The organism is Fibrobacter succinogenes, from assembly GCF_902779965.1.
Taxonomy (GTDB): Bacteria; Fibrobacterota; Fibrobacteria; order Fibrobacterales; family Fibrobacteraceae; genus Fibrobacter; species Fibrobacter succinogenes_F.
This window is the reverse complement of record NZ_CACZDK010000028.1, coordinates 1-12,744: the sequence shown is the minus strand read 5'-3', so window position 1 is coordinate 12,744 and position 12,744 is coordinate 1. Positions and strand designations below refer to the sequence as shown.

19 protein-coding genes and 1 pseudogene are annotated in these 12,744 nt (G+C 50.3%); 15 read left to right on the top strand and 5 right to left on the bottom strand.

All coding sequences use genetic code 11. The features are described 5' to 3' along the window. Position 1 precedes the first annotated feature (1 nt). The 15 genes from HUF13_RS12595 to HUF13_RS12525 all read left to right on the top strand — a co-directional run bounded on the left by HUF13_RS12595 (position 2) and on the right by HUF13_RS12525 (position 10,049). Entirely contained in the window at positions 2-259 is a 258-nt protein-coding gene (locus HUF13_RS12595; RefSeq protein WP_173475463.1) for a hypothetical protein, read from the top strand. Further along, positions 256-618, top strand: coding sequence for a hypothetical protein (locus HUF13_RS12590; RefSeq protein WP_173475462.1), 363 nt, complete (start codon positions 256-258; stop codon positions 616-618). Before HUF13_RS12595 ends, HUF13_RS12590 begins: the two co-directional genes overlap by 4 nt. Then, positions 611-1,813 (top strand): hypothetical protein, encoded by a 1,203-nt coding sequence (locus tag HUF13_RS12585; protein ID WP_173475461.1) that lies wholly within the window; start codon positions 611-613, stop codon positions 1,811-1,813. Before HUF13_RS12590 ends, HUF13_RS12585 begins: the two co-directional genes overlap by 8 nt. 11 nt (positions 1,814-1,824) lie before the next feature. After that, positions 1,825-2,004, top strand: coding sequence for a hypothetical protein (locus HUF13_RS12580; protein ID WP_173475460.1), 180 nt, complete (start codon positions 1,825-1,827; stop codon positions 2,002-2,004). An 8-nt stretch (positions 2,005-2,012) separates the two neighbouring features. Next, positions 2,013-3,230, top strand: a complete 1,218-nt coding sequence (locus HUF13_RS12575) for a hypothetical protein (protein ID WP_173475459.1) — start codon at positions 2,013-2,015, stop codon at positions 3,228-3,230. Between the two features lie 62 nt (positions 3,231-3,292). Beyond that, positions 3,293-3,751 (top strand): four helix bundle protein, encoded by a 459-nt coding sequence (locus tag HUF13_RS12570; protein WP_173475458.1) that lies wholly within the window; start codon positions 3,293-3,295, stop codon positions 3,749-3,751. Beyond that, the gene (locus HUF13_RS12565; RefSeq protein WP_173475457.1) at positions 3,741-5,090 is read left to right on the top strand and encodes a reverse transcriptase domain-containing protein; all 1,350 of its coding nucleotides are present in this window, start codon (positions 3,741-3,743) and stop codon (positions 5,088-5,090) included. Before HUF13_RS12570 ends, HUF13_RS12565 begins: the two co-directional genes overlap by 11 nt. Then, positions 5,087-6,574: a hypothetical protein gene (locus tag HUF13_RS12560; RefSeq protein ID WP_173475456.1), complete on the top strand. Its 1,488-nt coding sequence runs from the start codon at positions 5,087-5,089 to the stop codon at positions 6,572-6,574. Before HUF13_RS12565 ends, HUF13_RS12560 begins: the two co-directional genes overlap by 4 nt. A gap of 159 nt (positions 6,575-6,733) precedes the next feature. Further along, positions 6,734-7,549 carry a hypothetical protein gene (locus HUF13_RS12555; RefSeq protein ID WP_173475455.1) on the top strand — a complete coding sequence of 272 codons (816 nt, stop codon included), beginning with the start codon at positions 6,734-6,736 and terminating at the stop codon, positions 7,547-7,549. 98 nt (positions 7,550-7,647) lie between these two features. Then, positions 7,648-7,875, top strand: coding sequence for a hypothetical protein (locus HUF13_RS12550; protein ID WP_173475454.1), 228 nt, complete (start codon positions 7,648-7,650; stop codon positions 7,873-7,875). Between the two features lie 109 nt (positions 7,876-7,984). Then, the gene (locus HUF13_RS12545) at positions 7,985-8,452 is read left to right on the top strand and encodes a hypothetical protein (RefSeq protein ID WP_173475453.1); all 468 of its coding nucleotides are present in this window, start codon (positions 7,985-7,987) and stop codon (positions 8,450-8,452) included. A gap of 2 nt (positions 8,453-8,454) precedes the next feature. Continuing rightward, positions 8,455-8,850: a DUF5675 family protein gene (locus HUF13_RS12540; protein ID WP_173475452.1), complete on the top strand. Its 396-nt coding sequence runs from the start codon at positions 8,455-8,457 to the stop codon at positions 8,848-8,850. Between the two features lie 110 nt (positions 8,851-8,960). Continuing rightward, positions 8,961-9,461 carry a hypothetical protein gene (locus tag HUF13_RS12535; protein ID WP_173475451.1) on the top strand — a complete coding sequence of 167 codons (501 nt, stop codon included), beginning with the start codon at positions 8,961-8,963 and terminating at the stop codon, positions 9,459-9,461. Positions 9,462-9,474: 13 nt separating this feature from the next. Continuing rightward, positions 9,475-9,813 (top strand): hypothetical protein, encoded by a 339-nt coding sequence (locus HUF13_RS12530; RefSeq protein WP_173475450.1) that lies wholly within the window; start codon positions 9,475-9,477, stop codon positions 9,811-9,813. Then, the gene (locus HUF13_RS12525; protein WP_173475449.1) at positions 9,813-10,049 is read left to right on the top strand and encodes a hypothetical protein; all 237 of its coding nucleotides are present in this window, start codon (positions 9,813-9,815) and stop codon (positions 10,047-10,049) included. Before HUF13_RS12530 ends, HUF13_RS12525 begins: the two co-directional genes overlap by 1 nt. A 49-nt stretch (positions 10,050-10,098) precedes the next feature. Here the strand turns inward: HUF13_RS12525 and HUF13_RS12520 are convergent, their stop codons facing one another. The 5 genes and pseudogenes from HUF13_RS12520 to HUF13_RS12500 all read right to left on the bottom strand — a co-directional run. Further along, a complete protein-coding gene (locus tag HUF13_RS12520; protein WP_173475448.1) occupies positions 10,099-11,154 on the bottom strand; it encodes a site-specific integrase in 1,056 nt (351 codons plus the stop codon). A 317-nt stretch (positions 11,155-11,471) separates the two neighbouring features. Then, positions 11,472-11,774 carry a helix-turn-helix domain-containing protein gene (locus tag HUF13_RS12515; protein ID WP_173475447.1) on the bottom strand — a complete coding sequence of 101 codons (303 nt, stop codon included), beginning with the start codon at positions 11,772-11,774 and terminating at the stop codon, positions 11,472-11,474. Then, positions 11,771-12,205: a hypothetical protein gene (locus tag HUF13_RS12510; RefSeq protein WP_173475446.1), complete on the bottom strand. Its 435-nt coding sequence runs from the start codon at positions 12,203-12,205 to the stop codon at positions 11,771-11,773. The genes HUF13_RS12515 and HUF13_RS12510 overlap by 4 nt, the downstream gene beginning before the upstream one ends. A 96-nt stretch (positions 12,206-12,301) precedes the next feature. Beyond that, positions 12,302-12,400: pseudogene (locus tag HUF13_RS12505) on the bottom strand. Between the two features lie 4 nt (positions 12,401-12,404). After that, positions 12,405-12,744, bottom strand: a 340-nt coding sequence (locus tag HUF13_RS12500) for a hypothetical protein (RefSeq protein WP_304039135.1), incomplete at its 5' end; no start/stop codon positions are given.

Below are 12,744 nucleotides of genomic sequence, written 5' to 3'. Positions count from 1 at the left end.
TATGGCGGAAGTGACAAGGCAGCCGATAGACACCGAGGCGACACGTGCGCTCATAGCCAAAATCAAGAAGGGCGACCAGGACAATGCCGATGTCATCAGCACGCATGCTGACCGGACGGACAATCCGCACAACGTGACAGCTGAGCAGATAGGTGCAGTTGATGCCGCGTATGTCGACGCGCATGTTCTCAAGATTGCGCCGCCTGAAGCGGCTGGCGCTGGTGAGGTGATTTTTTACAGGGGGCAACTTCTTTTATGATTGACACGATTAGAAAGTGTGTAAGCGATTGTTTGGCGAAGAGTGATGGCAATCGTTTTCTGGGCCATATGAGCGTCGGCGAACTTGAGGTTGGGAACTTCTTTACTGGCGATATGGCAATTGTCTGTGGGATTCCCCGTGAAAAAAGGAAACTTGATGACGGAAGCGAACGCGAAGAAGCTGGTACGTTTACTCTTCGTGGAGGGGTTTCGGTTGTGAATGGACTTGAATTGATTTATGACGGTAATGAAGGTTGTTGGAAATATTTTAGTGCCGCGCATGTGGAGCCGAAGTCCCGAAAAAAGTTTTCTGAATTGTATAAAGAAATAGACTTTAAAACGGAGGTTGAATATGCCTGAGCCGACTTATTTGGATTGGTCGCGGTTTTATGACAAGACCAATAACGTAATATATTTATTGAGGGCTCTCGGATTGCAGAACGCAATATCGATACGCCTTACCAACGATGTTACTGGGTCCGTGTCTACGGATTTGCGTCAGGATGTGAGCATTACGCTTACAATATCGAATGGCGCGGTCACTCATGCAAAACTCGGTGACGATTCAGTCCAAGCGAATAACATTCTTGATGCAACTATACCGCTGTCAAAATTTGCCACAGCGTGCTTTGGAAATAACGACGTTGCGTCTGACAACGACGGGCATATTGCGACGCACGCGCAGGTTGTTGCCTACGTCACACGCTTGCTGCAGGGCTACGGCCAGAATTACGGAACGATGACTGTTGCGGCCATCAACGCGATGACGCTTGACAACCTGCACAACGGCGACCTTGTTATCGTTACAGGTATTTCCGAACAATCGCCCGCAAATGTGATTACGCTCGGCAATCTTACCGTGCGCAACGGCCAGAACCTCATCTTCCACAAGCAGGGTACGGGTGCGCAGGTTACCGGTGAATGGCAGTCAATCGACGGCGAGTTCAAGCTGATTCAGAATCCCGTCGACACGGACAATGCTAGTGGCTCTGGTAAGGGCGGGCCGCTCAAGACGCTTGTTCGCCTGCAGCAGAACGGCAATGGCGATATTACTGCTACGTTTGCAGACATTCCGACCGCAAGCGCAAGCGGCAACGGCCTGATGACCAAGGAGCTTTACACCAAGCTAGATGCGCTGCCGACAAACGCGAACCTTACTTTACTGATCAACGCGAAGGCCGACAAGGACGCGGACGCCGTACCCGGCAACTTGGCAGTATTTGACGAGAATGGCAACCCCGTGGACAGCGGCGTCGCACCCGGCGACCTGGCTCCTGCCACCGACATTTCCGCAAAGGAAGAGACTACGGCTGCCGCTCTTGACAATCTCGACGCGCGCATGCGTGCCGTCGAGGAGATGGCCGCCGCCGAAAATATGGGTGACAGGAAGGCCGACAGTCTCGACACGCAGGTACTGAAGATCGGCGGAAGCGATGTAGCCGTTGAACTCGCCTCTATCCGTAACAGCCTTGCGGGAAAGCAGGACTCGCTTTCTTGGATGACGAACGATGAAGTGGACGCGATGTTCGAGAACGCCTGGAACGCCACAACATAAAGGAGGATGATATGCCGATAACTCCAGAAGATTACAATAATGACGCGATTAAAGGTCAGCAGCTAGAACAGTTGACAAAAAATGTCTTGAATAAGGTCAAAGAAAAGCAGGATATACTCGATATTGAGTACGATTCCGCGAACTCTATGATTATCGCTAACAACATTTCGATCGTTTTGCCTAACTCGTAGGAGACATTATGGCTTTAGACACTAAATATATCAACAAGTATACTGACGCAGCGGCGTATGCCGCTGACGCGTCTGCGCGAGCCGCTCTCGGCAAGAGTACCGTTTCGCTCGAGGCCGACTCCGGCAAGGTTCACTTCGACGGCGTGAACGTCGTTGTTAAGCGCCCCAAGCAGGGCGACGCGGTGTACGTGCCGACAACGAGCGTGTACAGCGCGGCCGCACCTGGCAGTGGCGTTACGGAAGGCTCTGTGACGTTTGTTTCTGGTGATACCGTGGACAATGCCAAGATGACGGCGGCGGGATTTACCGCGCTTGGTGTCGTGGCGAGCGTGCACGGAAACAAGTGCTACGTGCTGTACAAGGACATCGGTGCCGCAGGGCCGTTCTTTACCGGTGCGACTTCTTCCTCTTACACGATTCCGTCCGGCAAGCTTTCCGATGCCGACCTTGCTAAAATCACGGCTGGAGACGCCAAGGACACGCAGGGTCTTGTCGGCTTCCGCGCCACGTGCAATGTAGACGTGCTGTTCGCGTGGCTCACTGGTCGTGGCGGCGCGAGCAAGAACGAAGGCTGGAACGGCGGTACGGACGGGTTGCAAAACGCCTTTCTGAATGGGGCCGACTGGGGTCTGACACTCGGTCCTGCGGCGTACAGCATTACGGCTCATGACGCCACGACGTACAAAGTGGCCGAAACTATCGCCAAGTTTGGTGCAGGCGAGGCGGGCTTCCGCAAATATTTGGATTCTCGCAGGCTTGCGTATCCGTGCTCGCTGGCGAGCAATTCCGTCGTCTTCCAGGACGGCAAGGCTGCGACGAAGGTGCTTGTCGATGCGAACGAGGCCGACAATTCCGCATTCTTCCGCGTGGCGCAATTCGCCTACAACCATAACCTGACATGGGGTTCCTACGGTCAGTTCGCGAATGTTGACGGACTTCGCCGTGGCGACTGGTTCCAGCCCGGATTAGGCATCGTGCAGGATGTTTTCAGGCATGTTAAGTACACTCTTGAGAGTCCTGCTGCCGACGTTTTCAACAAGACGCTGTCGAAAATCGGCGGCAGCACGCTACAGCTCAACACGAACTCGAACGATTCGCGCTATTGGCTTCCCTGTGTCCGTTCCCGCTCCTATGGCTGGAATTTGGGCTCCAACGGGCTTTTCTACGGCTACTACTCCCTGTCCAGCTACTATCGGGCGTTGTCGGTCGCGCTCTTGGATATTTAACCTTCCACCTTATTCGGCGCGGCCTTTGAAGCCGCGCCCGCACCTAAAAAAGGATCTCGAAAGTGTCAAAGAAAGTTGTCGATACTCCGATATACGTGGATACCTACAAGCTGGTTGGTATCGTGTACGGTCTGCGGTTTTCGATTCCAAAACGCGACAGGGCCGTTCTCGGCGACAGAATCCTTGACGCGTCGACTGCGATGCTTGTTGAGTTCACTCTTTCTTACAAGTTGCGCGGAAACGAGAAGGTGGTTCACACGGACAGGTTCCTCGCGCATTTCGAGGTACTGAAAGGCCTGATGCGGCTGTGTATCGACAAGAAGGTGGTGCCCGGAAAAAAGTGCGTAGAATCATACGAATATATACAGAGAATTGACGATGGCATAATCGCGTGGCGAGAAAGGATCGCCCGCGAAGTACGGTCAACGGCGGCATCAAACAATGGCCGTCGTTCCGGCATGCAAGAACAGTTAAGAGGAGGCGACGGTATCATGAATACCAGTTCCGGCAGTGCGCCTTGATGCAGCTTCGGCTGCGGCGGTTCCCTTTGTCCGTTCCCGCTCCAATGGCTGGAATTTGAACAACAACGGGAATTTCAACGGCAACAACAACCTGAACAACAACAATCGGGCGTTGTCGGTCGCGAACTTGACTAATGCAGGCCGTTCGGCGGATAGTATGGTATTGCTAGATGAATTGCTAGAGACTTATTTCGTTGCGCGTAGCAACAAGCGCCGCTCGAGAGACGCGGTACTGTTCGAGATGTGCTTTGAAAAGTCTCTCGTCCGTCTGTGCAATGACCTGAACGGGCGTAGGCTCGATACTACCCCGAACTATGCCTTCGTCGTTTTTAGCCCCAAGGCGAGGGAGATTTTCGCCACTGCGATGTACGTGCGTGTCGTGCATCACTACCTAGACCGCAAGCTGCGCCCGATATACGAGGACGTGCTTTCGGACCGAACCTACAACAACCGCAAGGGCAAGGGCCTTCACGCCTGTATCGCTCGCTTCCGCGAGGACGTGCGCGAGATGACCTGCAACTACACGCGTGACGCCTGGATAGTCCATATGGACCTCAAGGGCTATTTCCCTAACGCGGATGTCGAGATTGCGCTTGCGCAGCAGTTGGACATTATCGACCGTTACTACATCGGAGATGACGAGGCCGACATCATGTACATGATGGAATCCTGCATGCGGGCTGACCCTGCGAGGAACTGCAAAGTGTACGTACCGCGTTCGAACTGGTCCGCGATTGCTCCGGAAAAGAGCCTGTTCAACAAGCCGGTGGGAACTGGCGGCGCGATAGGATTTCTTTGCTGGCAAAACGCCATGGGTCACTACATCAACAATGTCGTGAAATGGCTGGAGACTTTCGGCTTCCTGCGTGTTGTTGGCTTCGTTGACGACATCTACATCGTGACTACCGACAAGGCGAAATTCCTCTCGATGATGCCGGAGATTCGCTCAAGGCTTTCGGCTTTGAAGGTACGGCTGAATGAACGGAAGTTCTACTGCCAGCACTATTCGAAGGGTGTACATATACTAGGTAGCAGGGTGAAGTTCGATCGCGAGTATGCCGACAACGGAACGGTCTGTCGGGCTTTTGCGAAAATCAATGAATGGAAGCATGCTCGGAACGTGCAGTGGAAAACTGCGCGACTACTTTCTTCGATGAATACCTACGTCGGGATTTTGAGGACAAAGGATATGCGGAATGTCGCCGAGCGATTCAGGCGTGAAGTGCTGACATCGTTTAGGCGGTATTTGCAATGGAATGACAAGAAGAACTGCTTTGCGCTGCGTGCCCGCTACGGTTTTCGTGCGGTGCTTCGGCGCAAGTACAAGGTGAGGTTGTGATGCCGATAACTCCAGAAGATTACAATAATGACGCGATTAAAGGCGAAACGTTTGAAAAGCTTACAAATCTTGTAGTCCAGAAGCTTGTAGACAACGGTATGGTATCGGCTAGAGCGCTGGTCGAGCTTGAAAGTCGACTTTCATCCGTCGAGCAGCAGGTAGCTAATTCGAACATCGGTGACCGCATGGCCGATTCGCTTGACGCACAGTCGCTCAAGGTGACCGGCGTGGACGTGTCGCCTAATACGCACGGACACGGGAACATTACATCTGCAGGCAAGGTCGGAACTACGGCGAACAAGCCTCTAATCACTGGAACTGGAGGCGTAGTTCAGGCAGGTTCGTTCGGCTCTTCGGCGAACACGTTCTGCGAGGGCAACGATTCAAGGCTTGCTCCTAACGCCGATATGTACGTCGCGCAGTACGGAGTGATTTCCGAATTTACCGCAATGACAAATGCTCGCGGCGACGGTCGCGGCGAAGGTAAGAAGATCTGTGTCGCGGTTGGATTGGGTGGAGGAAGTTCAGAATTCAACTCTGCTGAGGCTATCGTTCCGTTGTCCTATGTTGAGTTCGGCAGCGGAGGCGCTATAGTCGCCTTCTATTTCAATATGCCTAGAGACTCCTACGGCGACGTTAATGCAAGAGGCTCAATTCTGCAGGTGAAGTGTACGAGTGCGGGATGGGATGTAACGACTCTTTCTCCGTACTATGCAGACAATGCAGGGGTAGCTGCAACTGCTGGTTCCGCTAACACGGCTGGGAGTGCTGCCAACGCGACAAACGCTACGAATGACGGGGAGGGCTCTGAAATAAAGTCAACTTACGTCTGTAATGCAAAGCTAGTTAATGGCGGTGGCGGGACGTTGTATCCAGGATCCTCAATTACCGTTTTATCCGGCGCAGCGATAAAGAGCGATGATGCAACTATAGGTAATCGTAAGTACGTAGAACTCACTTATAAGTCTTACGGACTTGGCGTAGGTACACGCATACAGCAAGTCGGCGCTCCATACATGACTTACAATGACCCCGACACATATCTTGATTTGTCCCAGACAGCATTCTCAATCGCAGGCAGAAAATCGCAGAGTGGGTATTTAAATGCGCTCACAAGTCAATCGATGGGATCTTATCATGACCTTATTGAAGTTGATTTTGACTATGATATTGTTGCAACCAACAGCACATCGTCAATCGGCGTTGTTTTCTGCCTGGCATCCACTTTGATGGCAGGAACCCCGCAAACAGCCATAGCCACCAACGACGGCCGTATATTCGCCTTTGCGACCGTATCTGGCCAGGGTGTAGGCGGTCATTTGCGCGGCCATCTCCATATAACCGGATACTTGCAGAGCGGTCAGGTTATCATGGGCTATGGCCTATGCATTGGAGCTCGGTCAATTTATGGGGACTACAGCGGTACGTGCACATTGAAGATAACGAACGTGAATATTAAGGACTCATACGCAACTTATACATAGTTAAGGAGAAAGCGATTCCAATTTTTGAAAGGAGAATAAACCATGGCGCAAAACATCACATCCATTATCGAGCTGCTGGCTTCGCAGGAGCAGGGACTCACGCCGGACGCAGGCCCGAATGAAAAAAAAACTGGACAAATTTCTTATAGGAGTTAAAAAATGAAACGAATTAATACTGCTACAGCTGTTAATGGCAAGTTCGTTGATGGCAACAGGACTCTTGGCCAAAAGGCAACTCAGTTCTCGTCTGAATGGTGTAACACCATACAGGAAGAACTGTGCGCGATTGTGGAACTTATTACAGGCGCGGCCGTGAAAGGCTTATCTAACCATGAGGTTATTGATGCGTTGAACGGTGATCGGACTTTTCGTTCTGTAAAGGTCGGGTCTGCGGAATTAAAAGTTGTTTCCGGTTTGGGCGTGTCTTTGAGTAATCTTGCGGCCTTGTCCGCTGGCGTCATTGAGGCGCTGACAATGTTCAAGGTCGGCGATTCGCAATGGATTCCTGGAAACAACCAGCCTAAAATCGAGGGACTGTACGGCGTTGATGCGGGCAATGTCGGCACGACCAACTTGCAGGCCGACACGATTGACTCGCACGGCGACGGTATGAATACGATCCAGGTCAAGAAGCGTCTTGTGAGGGATAATGCACCTGGCCAGGAAAACGAGCCTCTGCTGCTAGGCCCAACGCAGGTGGGCGGTGGGCTAAAGGTGACGGGCAATCTTGATGCTTTCGGCGGTCTCTCATTGACTAATCATGTATGGAACGCAAGCGCGTCCGATATCGTGGAAAAAATGAATAGTCTTGAAGACGGACAGATTGCAATCATATTCAACAGCGGGTCCAGCGACGTGTCTTTCCCTGCCGCGCAAGGTTCTCCTAACCCTCGGTCATTCATCGTGCCTTACGACGCATCGGTTCTAGTTGTGAAATCCGGTGGTAGGATTTATCCGGCTGGCGGTGTGCTGTAGACTGATTTTTGGAGTAGATGTTTGATGGGCGAAATGAAAACACTTTTTAGAAAAGGAATTTTACATTGGACATCACTGGATTAGACATAGGTGCGTTTATGACCGGAATCGGAGCGATTATAAAATCGTTTCATTCCGACCGTAAGTCGGATTCGGCAAAAAAAACTCTTGATGAACGAATGTCGGTTATCGAGAATGACATTCGTCATCATGATAAACGTCTTGATGACGGGGATTCGAATTTTAAAATTCTTGATCAGAAAATTGATCGCAATAATGAACTTTTGAATCAGCTTATTGGCGAAGTTCGCGCTGGAAGGAAGTGATATGGAAGCTTTAATACTAGTGGTTTTCTTCGCTCTGATTATGACGTTTGGCTGGATTTTCTTTGACGAAGATGATTGGGGTAAACCGAATAACAAGTAGGAGTGAAATATGTCTGGAATAGTCCTTCGTAGCGCCGAAATCATCAAACCGCTCCAGGTTGCGACCGGCAAACTGCATGGCGATTCCGTCTATGCTTTCGAGCGCGATTTTGAAATGCTGTTGCATACTAGCCGTGGCGATTATCTATGGCGGGTTGGCGAAGGGTATATTAGCAACTGCGGGTCCATCCCGTGGCTCGGCCAAAAGATTCTACGGGTGAAATCCTATGATCCGGATAATCCGTTGCAGAACGCCTTCTTCTTCTTGCATGACGACCTTTATCAAAAAAAAGGATATGAAATCTTTGATCGCGAAGACTCCGATGCGCTTTGCCGTGGCGGGCTCCGCGAAGCTGGCTGCAGCCGTTTCCAGGCGTCGACTATCGACTTCTGCTTGATGATCGGGGCCTGGGGCCATTGGGGCGACAACGCTTACAAAAATTTTGATTTCTTGAGCAAACTTGAAAAGGTGGGGTAGTTGTGAAACCTGAACTTGTTCTAATTCGTACTGGTTTAAACTACAATAAAAAAGGCGTATTCGGCGAACTTTACCTGAACAATCATTTTGTCTGCTGGACTTTGGAGAACCGTTCCAAGCTAATCCCTGCAGTCGGTTATTGCGTCAAGAATTCACAAAGTCCGAAATTCAAACGTGAGCTCCCCTTGCTGTACAACAGAGTTATTCAAGCTTCTCGTGGGATTCGAATTCATGTTGGCAACGATGCGGTCAAGGATTCGAATGGTTGTATTTTGGTCGGTATGATGCGTGACGAAAATAAACTTATGGAGTCGGCTCCGGCAGAAACCATGGTAGCTATGCTATGTCGGAATTGCGATTATCTTTTAATCGTTGAGCCGTACTCATTAACAAACTAAATTTGCACAAATTTTCCTAAAATACGATTCGAGCCGAATCTTCTTTTAGCTTTGAGTGTAGACCGCTGGGAAACTCCCGGCGGTTTTCATTTATCCCAAAAGGAGATATTATGGCTACTTACGAAAACGACAGCTACACCAGCAAGGGTGTGGGAACCGCCGGTCTTACTCTCGGCGTTATCGGCACGGCACTTGCCAGCGGCGTGCTCAACGGCAACGGTCTCGGTGGCCTTTTTGGCAACCAGAACCCGACTGCTAACCCGGTTTACCAGTTGGCCCAAAAGGACAACGAAATCGCTCAGCTCAAGTCCGAAAAGTATGCTGATGCCAAGGTTGCCGCGCTGACCGAACGTGTCGCAAACCTTGAAGCTCGCGTTCTCGCCGACGAAAAGACTGACCCGCTTCGCGACCAGATCCTGGGTGACCGCATCGCCGGGCTTTCTGCAATCGTGAACCGCATCAGCGCTCCGTTTGTGCCGAACTACGCTGTGGCTCCGGGCTGGGGGCCCGCTTTCGTGTCCCCGTTTCCGCCCGTCCCTCCCGTCGCCGCCGGTAGCGGAACCGTCACCCCGACTCCCGCCACTTCCACCAGCACGTCGCAGACTGCGTAAAAAGAGGTAGCTTATGCATATTTCTCTCGAAAAGGCTGTTGACGGCTTCATCGGTTTCATGGCGGACCAGGTGGCAATGATTCCGAAAATGGGTGACCGTTTTCTGGGCTTCGCCGCTCTTGGCGCTCTCAAGAGCAATCCCGCTGCACTTGTATCCAAGGTTAAGCCCTGGATGGAAATGTCCGGGATTCTTGATGCCGACGGCATGGTGAACTTGGATTCCGCCAAAGCCGCTCTCGACATGGCTTTTGCCAATGTTCCGAAAGTCAGCTATTTCGGATTCTCGTTTACCAGCGAAGACGTTCCGGTCCTTCTTGCGAAGATGCAGGGCACCCAAACGGAGGTTGCGTAATGAACGAACGCGTGAAAATGGTTCTGGAGCGTACCGAAAAAACGCTTTGCCGCCACCTTGAAGACCTGAATGATCAGGTGGAACAGGATGGCGGTCGAATCAAGAATCACATGGTTCTCGATGGTATCAAGGATTCTGTCAAGACTCTTCGATGCATCAAGGAACTGATGGATCATGGCAGCGGTGAAACTGTTGCTTCCAAGATGGCTGCAAAGACTGTGCCCGGCATTGTCTAGTAGTCAATCTTTTTCTCAAGGCGGTTTGCAGCGATGTGGACCGCCTTTCTTATAGCTCTGGAATCGCGTCAACTGCCTTGCGGCGGCCCTCGTCGAGCACTTTGGCGTAGACCTGTGTGGTTTGTAGACTACGGTGCCCAAGGAGTTTGCTGACCGTGTAAAGTTCGGCTCCGTTAGCCAGGGCCAGCGTCGCGAACGTGTGGCGACTCATGTGAAAATGCAAGTTCTTTTTCAGTCCGGCGTTTTCGGCCCAGGCTTTCAACCCGCGAGTCAAACTGTTTAGCGGACCAATTTCGAAGACCTTACCCTTGCATTTTCTTTCGGGTAAGAACTTTTTCGCATTGGCTGATAGCGGCACCCGGACAATTTCTTTTGTTTTCTTCATCCGGATGACGATTGTGTCGTTGTCGATGTTTTCCCATTTGAGTGTCTGAATGTCTGAAAATCTCAAGCCGGTAAAGCAACAGAACAAGAATGGATTCTTGATTTCATCGGGAGCTGGTGCGGAGTCCAGGTCACGCAGTTCGTCAAGTGTCAAGAATTCGATTTCTGAAGACTGCTTTTTTGGCATGATTCCGTAAAAGTCGGGCATGTGCAGAATGAGCCCGTCGATGTAGGCGTTGTGCAACCTGGCTTTCAAGAGCACGCCGTAAAGGCGGATTGTGCCGGGTGACAAATCTTTTGATGCCAGAAAGTCAATGAATTTTTTGAAGAATTCGCGGTTGATTTCGACAAGCGTTGCATTTTTCCGGAATTCGGTCAAGGATTTCAGCATGGTGAAATTGTTCTGTCGCGAGTTTTCGACCTTTATCTGACCTATTTTCTTTTGGAAATAGTCGATAGCAAAGATGGTCTTTGCCTTTTTCGGGGTGTCGACATTAAGTTCGCCTGAATCCAGCTCGCGGATCCGCTTGTTTTTTATTTCGGTTGCCAGCCTCAGAGTCTCGTCATTTTTTATCTTGTCTGCCTGAGTCTTGGCGGGCACGAGGTATAGTTTCAGGAATTCCCTGACCCTTTTGCCGCCGATCCTGTAGTCGAGGTGCAGCGAAAAACCGCCGCCCTTTACAGGGCGCTGGTTGATGTGAACTTTCTCTTTGATTTTCATTTTTTTTTGAGTGACCGAAAAGTGACCGTTTTTATAAAATGATAGAAAACGAAAGCAAATGAAAGTAAATGAAATTGCCGAAAATGCAATAAAAAAGCCGATTCTTTCGAACCGGCTTTCTGTAAGTTCTATAATCTGGATTACCTGGAGTAGTTTTCTGATATTCGCTCAATCCCTTGTAAATACTGATGTTGCACTTTGCTTTATACTTGCAGAGTGACCAAAAAGTGACCAAAATTTTTAAAGTGACCGTGTAAAAAACAAAAAAAGACGCTTCGAAACGCCTTTTGTGTTTTTAAAAATGTTTTTATAATCGGTCATACCGATCGTAATGCTGCGGCTGCAGAAAGTTCTTCGTTGCTCGACCTGCGTTGCCTTGCCAGGTAACGGTTGAGGTCGGATTCCCAGAATACGAGCGATTTGCCTACCTTTAGGTAAGCGAGTTCGCCTGAGCTGGTGAGTTTGTAAATGGTACCGCGGTTCTTGGCCTTGATGTGTTTGACAGCTTCGTCGATGTTCAGAGTGCGGTCCTTGCTTTCAACTTTCCTGTGAATAGCCTGGAGAATGCGGCACTCCATTTTGGCAAGGTCGTCTTTTGTGGCGATTTCTTCGGTGTTCATTTTTCCATCTCCTTTTGAATGAATTCCATGCAGCGCAGAACGACCGCACCGACCTGAGCAAATTCCTTGAGCGCGTTTTTCTTGTCGCCGTGCTGGTAGGCGTTAAAAGCCTCTGCGACTTCTTCCATGAGGATGTTGTCGGCGGTCCAGGGGCCTCTTTCGTTGCGTAGCTTGATGCGGTACTCGGATTCCGCCCAGCTTACGGAAGAGTCAGGCGACACCATCGCGTCGCAGAACTTGGGATGCTTGGCGACGGCATGGCGGAGCTCGTTTTCAATTTCACCAAAGAACTTTTGTGTGATCTTGTAGCCATCGATGTAGGCTTTGAATTCGGTTTCGTTTTCAAAAATCATGTCGCCGACGGTTGGCATGCTTGCCAGGATGCGACCGTCGTTTAGCTTTTGGTAGGTGTAGTTTTTGTAAGTGTTCATAGTCAATCCTTGTGCTTGATGTTGGTGATTATGGCGATTGCGGAAATCAAGATCGATAGAATTATGATTAAGGTCATTTTTTTATCCTTTTTTTTATAGGACCGACTGGATTCGAACCAGCATCAAGGGCATTCAAGCGCATATCCCTTCAATCGCTGAAGCTCTGCCTGAGTATTACTTTTGAGCTACGGTCCTTTGTTTAAGTAGTTTCCTTTTGGTTGATTAGGTTTTGAACTTTTTCTGCTTCGAGTTCCTTGATGCGGGCCTTTGCCAAATCCCATTCAACTTCGTGCAGGCGGAGCTCTTCAAGTTCGTTAGCGCAAGTTTCGATGATGGAATTCTGTTCGACGCGTTCGCGTTCAAGTCGCAAGTTTTCTTTTGCAAGTTCCTTGACTTGAGCCTGGCTTGCGTCGAAAGCGTCGTGCCATTGTTTCACTTCGACTTCGAGCTGTTTGGCGTATTCCTTATATTCTTCGATTGTCTGCATCAGTGTTCCTTTTAGATTGAATTCAGAAGCGTTTTGACGCCTTCTGCAAAGA

What these genes read in the sequence shown, in the direction of transcription:
- HUF13_RS12595 (WP_173475463.1), top strand. Translation starts at nt 2, where the DNA reads ATGGCGGAAGTGACAAGGCAGCCGATAGACACCGAGGCGACACGTGCG.
- HUF13_RS12585 (WP_173475461.1), top strand. Translation starts at nt 611, where the DNA reads ATGCCTGAGCCGACTTATTTGGATTGGTCGCGGTTTTATGACAAGACC.
- HUF13_RS12520 (WP_173475448.1), bottom strand. Translation starts at nt 11,154, where the DNA reads ATGAAAATCAAAGAGAAAGTTCACATCAACCAGCGCCCTGTAAAGGGC.
- HUF13_RS12525 (WP_173475449.1), top strand. Translation starts at nt 9,813, where the DNA reads ATGAACGAACGCGTGAAAATGGTTCTGGAGCGTACCGAAAAAACGCTT.
- HUF13_RS12550 (WP_173475454.1), top strand. Translation starts at nt 7,648, where the DNA reads ATGACCGGAATCGGAGCGATTATAAAATCGTTTCATTCCGACCGTAAG.
- HUF13_RS12580 (WP_173475460.1), top strand. Translation starts at nt 1,825, where the DNA reads ATGCCGATAACTCCAGAAGATTACAATAATGACGCGATTAAAGGTCAG.
- HUF13_RS12530 (WP_173475450.1), top strand. Translation starts at nt 9,475, where the DNA reads ATGCATATTTCTCTCGAAAAGGCTGTTGACGGCTTCATCGGTTTCATG.
- HUF13_RS12545 (WP_173475453.1), top strand. Translation starts at nt 7,985, where the DNA reads ATGTCTGGAATAGTCCTTCGTAGCGCCGAAATCATCAAACCGCTCCAG.
- HUF13_RS12575 (WP_173475459.1), top strand. Translation starts at nt 2,013, where the DNA reads ATGGCTTTAGACACTAAATATATCAACAAGTATACTGACGCAGCGGCG.
- HUF13_RS12535 (WP_173475451.1), top strand. Translation starts at nt 8,961, where the DNA reads ATGGCTACTTACGAAAACGACAGCTACACCAGCAAGGGTGTGGGAACC.
- HUF13_RS12510 (WP_173475446.1), bottom strand. Translation starts at nt 12,205, where the DNA reads ATGAACACTTACAAAAACTACACCTACCAAAAGCTAAACGACGGTCGC.
- HUF13_RS12515 (WP_173475447.1), bottom strand. Translation starts at nt 11,774, where the DNA reads ATGAACACCGAAGAAATCGCCACAAAAGACGACCTTGCCAAAATGGAG.
- HUF13_RS12590 (WP_173475462.1), top strand. Translation starts at nt 256, where the DNA reads ATGATTGACACGATTAGAAAGTGTGTAAGCGATTGTTTGGCGAAGAGT.
- HUF13_RS12555 (WP_173475455.1), top strand. Translation starts at nt 6,734, where the DNA reads ATGAAACGAATTAATACTGCTACAGCTGTTAATGGCAAGTTCGTTGAT.